General features: G+C 38.6%; 2 protein-coding genes. Both read right to left on the bottom strand.

Annotated elements, in window-relative coordinates; genetic code table 11:
* Positions 1–384 precede the first annotated feature (384 nt).
* On the bottom strand, positions 385–1,578 hold the full coding sequence (locus P4361_RS23155; protein ID WP_328091237.1) for an iron-containing alcohol dehydrogenase: 1,194 nt from the start codon (positions 1,576–1,578) through the stop codon (positions 385–387).
* A gap of 162 nt (positions 1,579–1,740) precedes the next feature.
* Complete coding sequence (locus P4361_RS23160; RefSeq protein WP_425590308.1) at positions 1,741–2,835, bottom strand: PRK06851 family protein; 1,095 nt, start codon at positions 2,833–2,835, stop codon at positions 1,741–1,743.
* Positions 2,836–2,929: the final 94 nt, after the last annotated feature.

Consider the following 2,929-nt stretch of genomic DNA (forward strand, 5'->3'; position numbering starts at 1 on the left):
TCAGGGATTTTGTTTATTAAAGGTTCTCAACCCCATTAACAACATGTCCCTCCTGTTTGTTTTTTATCTTAGAAATGTACACTAATCAAATATCAAATTATGATTTGATCCTTTTCCATCAGTTACTTTCTGCCTGATTAATTCTAAAGATATTTCCTGCTAACTGCTGATTTTCCGTTTGAAAAAATTAGAATCTTTTGGGATAAATTGCACTTAACATATTATTCAGACCGAACAGTGATGCTTATAAGGTGGCAAAAACGATCTGGTATTAAGGAAAAGCGTCATGAGTCCAGTTTTGGACTTATGACGTTTCTTTTATATAGATAATTTAAGAAAGTGCCTGAAACAGTCCAATCATACTCTATGTGGTTTCCCCGTTTTCTACAATTTAATCGTCTGAGAATTGGTAAACTGGTAATCATAACATAATTTGTACAGTTCTATTAATTCGATCTCATCCGGCACCCTCGGATTATTGCCGGGACTTCCGCTAGCCAAGGCGTCTCTGGCCATCTTTTCTAGACTTTTCAAAAATTGCTCCTCCTGAATTCCCCATCCTTTCAAACTAGGAATATCAAGCTCGAGGCAAAGGGCTTTCATTTCTTCCACCAGTTTTTCCGCAGTTTCCCGTTTTGTAAGCCCTTTCGTTTCTTTAAAAATTAAATCCCCGATGTCTGCGAGCCTCTCATAGCAAGCATCTAGACTATACTCCAAAACAGCAGGAAGAAGCATCGCATTTGAAATGCCATGTGGCACATGGAACAGTGCACCGATCGGTCGGGACATTCCATGAACTAAGCAGACCGATGCATTGGAAAATGCCATTCCTGCCTGGAGGGCAGCAAATGACATTTTTTTCTTTGCTTCTATATTTTGAGGATCATGATAGGCATCTCGTATACTTTCCATAATGTGCCCAATGGCGGATAACGCTAATGAATCGGTAAAAGGATGGGCACGTCTTGAAAGATATGCTTCAATCGCGTGAGTAAGGGCATCAATTCCGGTTGCTGCAGTTATACTTTTAGGTGAAGAAATGGTTAGGACCGGATCTACAATCGCTGCTGCCGGCATAAATGCGGGCTGCTTAATCATCATTTTAATATCATGTACGGTATCGGTTATGATTGTTACATCAGTTGCTTCAGATCCGGTCCCAGCTGTGGTAGGAATAGCAATTAATGGAACGGCTGACTTCTGTGCAATCTTTCGGCTATTCATATAATCGCTGATGGATCCTCCATTTGTACCAAGAACGGCAACCGCTTTTGCTGTATCAATACAACTTCCTCCACCTAAGCCAATAATAACGTTGCAGCATTCCGCTTTAAGCTTTTCCAGAGCTTCATAAACAAACGTATCTGTCGGCTCAGAATTGATGTCTAAATACATGACTGAGGATATTCCTGATTCTGTTAAATAATGCTGGCATTCTTCAACATACATCAGCTTTTCCATCATTCGGTCGCTGATGATGAGTGCTTTGTTTCCGAGTTTAGACGTTTCTTCCCCCACTTTCTTAAAAGAATGTTGTCCGTAGAGTATAGTTCTTGGCATTTGCAGAACTGAAACCATAATAGCTACCCCCTTCTTAACAATGCTTTCTTCCATGCGTATTGCTTCGACAAGGTTAAGGAGATACCCTTCCTGGCTTTTCCCGATCTTTCTTTTGCTGCGCTGTTATTTGTAACGCATGAAAAATAGAGCTAAATGTTCGTTAGCTCTACTTGAATTGTTTTACTTATTTTGTTTCAGGCTCAGTTTTATTTCCTCTTCCACTAAGTCATAAAGACTAACAGATATAGCAGAGTTTCTTATACATTTAAGATCTTCAAGCTGAACCATCATGTTCCTTGCTTCCGCCAAATAAGAGATTGCTTCCCTCATTTTCTCTTTATAAGGTTTGGTTGTTCTTTCGATTTCTGCAGCGAACTTTTCATCCGTACCAGGTGTAATACAAGTTTCGTACATATCAATGATTTCATCTGTTTCTCGTTCAGGGTCATATTCATGAGGTGCTGTACTATCAAATATTGCAATGCCTTTTTCACGAAGGATGACCATGTCTAAACTGTTTGGATCAAATCCGCAGTGGTAAATCTCAACGTCATATCCTTTTTCTTCACCAGCAGCTGCAATCTTCTTCAGCATTGTTGATTTCCCTGATCCCGCTCTGCCTTTAATAAAATAACGTTTACAAATATCTTCTGTTAGACTTTGAATATAGTCAACTGCGCCATTTGGAGTTGCAGCACCTAGGAAACGATGTTTTACATTTGAAGTTTTTTCAGCAGTCTCCTCTCCATAGAAAAGGTCAATAAGCTCATTCGTCAATTGATTGGCTTTAGCAAAACTCATGTTAGCGATATAGATATCTTCAATGTCATCATGTGCTTTAAGTGATTCTGCAAATGTTGTATATGCTTTTTGAAATTTTGCGGAAATATCCATATTAAGCTGATGGATTTCATCATTATGTTCAGAAAGATATTTAGTGGTCCTTTCACTTTCAAGAATGGTTATTTGCAAATTTTCGCTTGCTGCCTGTTTGAGAATCTCAGGCACTGCATCGTCAATAATTCCAACACCGGCATCAGGAACAATTAACCCTTCTGTCCATTCATTATTAGATGCACAATGCAAATATTCAATAGTATGTCCTTCTGCTCTTAATGTTTCACCTATTGTATTTATGAATGCAGATTTATCTGATCGTAATCCCCCTTGAAGCAAAAACACACGATTCAAACCCCTTAATGCGGAGTCATAAAGACTAATATATCCTTTAGCTGTATTTCCACCTGCATAATAATGAAGCACTTTTCCACCCATACAATCACCCTTTCCCTTTTCTGCTAACATATGTTCACCATGAATAAGGGTGAATGCCTACCTTTAAAAAGATAAAGCTCTTTTCTAAAAGATT

Origin of the sequence: Fictibacillus sp. B-59209, assembly GCF_036216745.1 — a bacterium.
GTDB lineage: Bacteria > Bacillota > Bacilli > Bacillales > Fictibacillaceae > Fictibacillus_C > Fictibacillus_C marinisediminis.